Here is a 6,111-nt window from a genome sequence, read left to right on the forward strand (position 1 = left end):
TAGTTTACTCAAATCGTCTCAGCGGTCTTGTCAGCGCACCGAGACTGTCGTCTACTCAGATCATGACGCCGCCGCGCTTAACCGTCAGCCGTGCCCTGACGCTCGGCGGTGATCCGGAATCGGTCCAATTCAAGCTGTATAAGTGTACAGCTTTGATAACAAAATGTACCGCTATTCTGCTAGCCCTTATTTACCCCCTATTCGCGCCCGCTCATCAGCCAATTGGTCAATCTTTATTGCCACCCTCCGCCCCCAGAACGGACACCCGTCGGTGCCCTGTTCGAAATGTGATGCAGCTCTAAAGGGCCTTTACACGTTCGAACAAAGTTCTATTTGGCCAGCGTTAATGGCGCTTTATCGCGTTTTGGGTTTGGCGAAAACGTCCTTTTTGTGTGCTTTTTGCAACCTGAACTTTTTTCAAGCAGCGATCGTCTACAGTATCGTCACTGTCCAATTTGACTGATGATTCGGGGGCTTATGAACAAGATCGCGATTTCACATATTGGCCTGACCGCCAAAGATCAAATGTTGTTGCGTAACCTGTGTCGGCTGTCCAGTACGGTCATGGGGCAGTTCACTCTGGTCGACGATCCGAATTCGCCGCAGGGCGATGTATTGCTGATTAACACCCAAGCCGAGCGGGCCGAGCAGACCTTTAAGGCAGTACAGCAATTCAAACAATTCCGTTCCATTATTGCGCTCCAGGATACGGAACAGGTCACCCATGCCTGGTTACCGAGCGCAGAAATTTTGACCCGACCGATGGTTTTACGGCGAGTCACCAAGGTATTCGAACGTTTGGTCAATCAAAATCGATTGGAAAGTGAATCGAGCACCAGCAACCTAACCATTCTGGTGGTCGACGACTCGATGCCGGTGCGAACCTTTATGAAACAACGGCTGCACGATCTATTGGGCAATCAAATTGCCGTCGATCTGGCCTGTGATGGCACCGAGGCGCTGCGTTTGAGTGCGAACCACCCCTATAACTTGGTGTTTCTCGATGTGCTGATGCCCGATATCGATGGCTACCAGGTGTGTCGGCAAATCAAAGCCCGGCAGCAGGCCTTACCCGTGGTCATGCTGACCAGTAAAGGCTCCACCCTGAACAAGGTCAAAGCCAAGATGTCTGGCAGCAATGGCTACATTACCAAACCGCCAACCGATCTGGCTCTGCTTCATGAGCTGGGTCGCTTTTTACCCACCAGCCTGATACCGATTCATCCAACGCCCCAACTGGTATAACTCAAGGACACTCCGATGACCAAAAAAATATTGTGTGTAGACGACAACCCCGCCGATTTGAAAAACCTGCAGCGCATTATCGCCAGTCAGAATTTTCTCTCCGTGACCGCCAGCTCCGGCGCCGAGGCGATTGCCAAGGCACGAGCGGAGCGGCCAAACCTGATTTTAATGGACATTATTATGGACGGTATGGACGGTTTTAATACCTGTCGAGAACTGCGCAAAGATGCGGAGCTGTCGGCTATCCCCATTGTCTTCGTCAGCAGTAAAAACCAAAAAGCCGACCATATGTGGGCTGCCAAACAGGGTGCCAAGGCGTTGATTTCAAAACCCTACACCGACGCAGACATTCTCAATCAAATAACCGCCCTGGTCGGCTGAGCGAGCCCCGATGACAACTCTCCGACGCGCGCCCAATCGCCTTATGCTGCCCAGCGCGGCTTTGGCTCTACTGAATGCGTCCGAGCCCGAGGACTCAAGTGCCGCGGACTCCTTGCTCAGCGAGTCGGGACCGGCACTGCAGCGCTCGGCCTACTTCGGTTTGAGTTATCAACGTTTTGGCCTGTTGTTCGATGATCGGGTCAACAAGGAACTGGTCGATTTTGAAAATTTGCGCCGCTTACCCAATGCACCCGATTGGCTGCAAGGCTTCACCAATATCCGCGGTGCCATCATTCCCGTGTTCGATTTCCACCAACTGTTTGGCCTAGAGCTGGATCAGACATCCAAAAACCTGAGTCGAAACTACCTACTGGTGATCGGCAAAGGCAGCGAGGCCTTTGCCCTGCCCTTGCAGGAGTTTCCGCATAAGTTGTCCTTTGCCCTCGCCGAGGCCCAGCCAGATCAGGATTTGGCCCCGGCCCGGTTGCGGCCCTTTATTCGCTATTGTTTTCGCCAGAACCGGCCCTGGTTTTGGCTCGACCATAATGCCTTTTTACAGGATTTGAAGTCTCCGGCCTGAGAGCCTGCGACCCTATTTGTTGGAGTCAACTATGAAACAACCGTTACTTGTATGTGCAATGTTGGTCTGGGGTGCCGGGTTGGCCCTGGCCGATGAGGGTGTCTTTGCCAACCAGATAATTGTTGGCGGCGTGATGGACCTGGAAGGCCAGTCTCGCGGTTTAGGCCAGGGCATGAAAACTGGCATTGAGGCCGCCTTTCGCGGGGTGTCGGTCAAGGGTCGACGGCTGAATTTTAAGGTCCTAAACGACTCCTATACGCCCTCCCTCACCGGTCAACAAACCCAACGGCTGATCGATGAGGATGTTTTTGCCGTGATCGGCAATGTCGGCACCCCCACCGCCCAAGTCAGTCTGCCCTTGCTCGCCAAAGCCCGAATCCCAGCGGTCGGCTTCTTTACCGGTGCCGGGCTGTTGCGCCCGGGCGTGGGCGATGTGATCAACTTTCGCGCGTCCTATGTCCAAGAAGCCGCCGCGGTAATCGACGCGGCGATCACCGCTGGGGTCCGGCCGCAGGAGATCTGCGCCTATGTCCAGAACGATGCCTATGGCATGGCTGGCGTGTCCGGTATCAAGGCCGCCCTGCAGAGCCGGCCAAACACGCGCGACATTGTCGCGCGGATCGATCAGATCTTGGCCTTGGACGGGGATAACCCCGAGCGCAACTACCTCGGGCCGGTCGGGGTCTATCAGCGCAATACGCTGAGCAGTCGGGACGGCTATGACTCCCTTAAGGCGTGGGAAAATCAGATCGGCACGCGCTGCAAGCTGGTGGTGACGGTCGGCACCTACGCGGCCATCGGTCGATTTGCCGGCTACGCTCGCTATCAGGGCGAAGACTGGGTGATCAGTGCGGTGTCCTTCACCGGTGCCGAGAATCTGTCCGATATTCTCACCGAGTTTGGCGTGACCGACCGAGTGGTCATGACCCAGGTGGTGCCAGAACTGGACAGCAACTTGGCGATCGTTAAGCAGGCCATGAATGCGCTCGGCGATGACTTCAACTACGTCACCTTTGAGGGCTATCTGGTCGGCCGGATGTTTATTGAAATCCTCAAGGCCTTGCCCGGGGAGCCGAACCGGCGCAGCTTTTTATCGGCCGCACGCAATGCCCGGTTTGATCTGGGTGGTCTGGTGTTGGAATTTATCGGCGATAACCAAGGCTCGGATTTAGTCACCACCACCTATTACAGCAATAAAGAATATCGACCGATGACCACCAGCGATTGGTTAACACTTTTTTAATTAAGGGGTACCGCATGAATTTTCCCAACATTCCCAAGTTACCCATTCGCCTGCGCCTGTTCTCGGTGCTCGCGGTGGCCGCAATCAGCTTGATTATTCTCGCCGGGGTCAGTTACCGGTCCTTATTGTTGGCCGGCGATGCCACCGAAACGCTCAACGATCTCGTGGCCAATGCCACCGAGGTCAGCGACTTGGTGACCAACGTGCAGAGTGAATTCGTCAACACGGTAAACAACATCGACAACGGCCTGGTCACCTGGGACACCGGGGCCCTGCAGATTCGGGCGTCCAGCGTGCGCTTTGCGCAGCAGTGGCAGGCCATCGCCGCACAGCAAGACCTCGACAACGCGCTAATCGATGCGGTGCGCGAATTACAGACGGCCTATGGTCTATTCGAGCGGCTCTCAGAACGCCAATCCCGGGCCGATTTACAGCTGTTCTTGTTAAACGACCTCTATGTTCTGGTTGGGCCCTTTATCGATCAGGCGCAACGTTATAACGAGCAGTTGACCGCCGCGGCAGAGCGTTCGTTCGCCGGTTTTAGCGCCACCTTTACCCAGTCTATCGTGTCCAATTCGGTGGTGATCCTACTGACCGCCCTGGTCACCTCGGTGATTGGCTGGCTGACCTACCAATCGATCCTCAAGCCGGTGCGGCAGATTTCCCAGACCATTAGCGCGGTCCAGGCCAATAACCCCGATGCGCGCACCGGTCTGGTTGCCAGCGCCGATGAATTGGCGAGCTTGGGCGCGACGCTCGACCAACTGCTCGATGAAAAGAACCGCACCCTGAGTCGTATGGAAAGCGAAAACGACCAGCTCAATAATTCGATTATCGAACTGTTGGAGGGCACCTCATTGCTCTCCGATCGCGACCTTACCGTGCGCCTGATCGTAAGAGAGGACATTACCGGTCCGGTGGCCGATGCGATGAATATGGCGACCGAGGAGATCGGCGAGGCCTTGGCGAAAATCCGCCAAATTTCCGATCTGGTCGGCGCCGCGTCGGCGGTGATCGATGAGCAGTCGGCCAAGGTTAATAAGGTCTCAGAAACCAGCCGCCAACTGGTCGCGGCGACCATCGCCAAGCTCGAGACGGTTTCGGCACAGATGTTCCAGATCGCCAAATGGTCACAAGCCAGTAACCAGGTGGCCAAGAAAGCCACGGCCTCAACCGACAGCGCCTTTGAGTCGGTGACCAACACCATGACCAGTATGGTGGACATTCGCGGTTCCATTTCGGAAACGGAAAAACGTATTAAGCGGCTCAGCGAACGGTCGCAAGAAATATCCTCGATTATCGACATCATCAACTCCATCGCCGAACGTACCCACGTACTCGCCCTGAACGCCTCGATGCAAGCGGCTGCGGCCGGCGACGCGGGTCGAGGCTTTGCCGTGGTGGCCGACGAAGTGCAGCGTTTGGCCGAAAGTTCGCGCGATTCCACATCGCAAATTTCGGTCTTGGTGCGCAACATCCAAGCGGAAACGGCGGCTGCCGTGGACACCATGAACCTGTCAATCAGTGAGGTGGTGGCCGGCTCGAAACTGGCCCAATTGGCCGGTGACCAGATGATGGAAACTCAAACCACCACCAAAGACCTGGCACGAGCGGTGGCGAAAATCTCAGAGCAATCCATTCTGCAAGCGCGCGAGACCGATCAGTTGAAAAACCAATCGACTCAAATTGCCGAATCCACCGAGCAAACCCGGCTCGAGCTCAAGCGTCAGGCCGAACAGACTCGCCGATTGGCGTCGGCCTCGCGGGCGTTGGCCAATACCGTCTCGGTATTTGCCCTGCCCAGCCATCTGCTCAGCACCGGCCTGACCGCGGAAATACTCGAAGCCAGCGCGGTTGCGCCAGTTATTGCCTTGGATAAGGCAAAGCCCTTTGGTAATGAACCGTTGAGTGCCATCGCGCGCCCAGCCCAGGCTAACAGATAGACTTCGGCCCCCCTGCCGCGACCGGTGCCAGGTGGCAACCGGCTCGGCTGCAGCGACCTTTTAGGAGTGGCTTATGACGACACAAAACAGCTCGATCGATGCGGTAGCGGCGGAATTTTCAACCCTGCGCGTGCAATTTGAGCACTGGCAGCCTGGCCTGTCGGGTCAGGATTCCGGCGAGGTTTTGGAAACCTATCTGGTCACTCTGTCGATGCTCAGTGAAACCCTGCAGTTGGTGGGCCTCGACGGTCTGTCCGGCTGCCTGGATCGGGTCGCCGAAAACCTGATGCTCGCCGATCCAGACCAGCCAATCGAGCAACAGTTGCATAACTTTGCTCGTTGGACCGCGTTAACCCAAGGCCACCTGAACAATGTCCTCGACCCGGAACCCTGTATCGAATGGGCCAACCTCCTGGAACATGAAGACTGGCCGAGCCCGATGGATATTCGCGAGAGTCGGCAGCTGATCGATCAGTTCGTGCACGACCAACAACGTCTCGATACTGAAGAGCCCGACACTCGCCCCGAGTATCGACTCGACGAGCTCAGCACCCGCTTCTCAGACACCACCGACAGTGAGGTGCTGCAGGCCTTTTTGCAAGACACCCCGCATCAGCTGGAGGACTTATCGCAGCAGATCAATCAATTCAATCTGGCCACCGTCAACAGTCAAAGTGCCCCGAGCCTGCAAGCGATCCAACGCATCAGTCATACCATCA

6 protein-coding genes are annotated in these 6,111 nt (G+C 56.1%); all 6 read left to right on the forward strand.

Annotation, left to right across the window (positions count from 1 at the left end):
- Window positions 1-477 precede the first annotated feature (477 nt).
- Window positions 478-1,245 carry a response regulator transcription factor gene (locus AC4FIC_RS11345; protein WP_158524343.1) on the forward strand — a complete coding sequence of 256 codons (768 nt, stop codon included), beginning with the start codon at window positions 478-480 and terminating at the stop codon, window positions 1,243-1,245.
- A 15-nt stretch (window positions 1,246-1,260) separates the two neighbouring features.
- Window positions 1,261-1,626 (forward strand): response regulator, encoded by a 366-nt coding sequence (locus AC4FIC_RS11350; protein WP_100257291.1) that lies wholly within the window; start codon window positions 1,261-1,263, stop codon window positions 1,624-1,626.
- A 10-nt stretch (window positions 1,627-1,636) separates the two neighbouring features.
- Entirely contained in the window at window positions 1,637-2,206 is a 570-nt protein-coding gene (locus AC4FIC_RS11355; RefSeq protein ID WP_100257292.1) for a chemotaxis protein CheW, read from the forward strand.
- A 31-nt stretch (window positions 2,207-2,237) separates the two neighbouring features.
- Window positions 2,238-3,449, forward strand: coding sequence for an ABC transporter substrate-binding protein (locus AC4FIC_RS11360; RefSeq protein WP_100257293.1), 1,212 nt, complete (start codon window positions 2,238-2,240; stop codon window positions 3,447-3,449).
- Between the two features lie 14 nt (window positions 3,450-3,463).
- Window positions 3,464-5,392: a methyl-accepting chemotaxis protein gene (locus AC4FIC_RS11365; protein WP_476194935.1), complete on the forward strand. Its 1,929-nt coding sequence runs from the start codon at window positions 3,464-3,466 to the stop codon at window positions 5,390-5,392.
- A 73-nt stretch (window positions 5,393-5,465) separates the two neighbouring features.
- Window positions 5,466-6,111, forward strand: a 646-nt coding sequence (locus tag AC4FIC_RS11370) for a hypothetical protein (protein WP_490359412.1), incomplete at its 3' end; no start/stop codon positions are given.

This window comes from Reinekea sp., assembly GCF_982785585.1.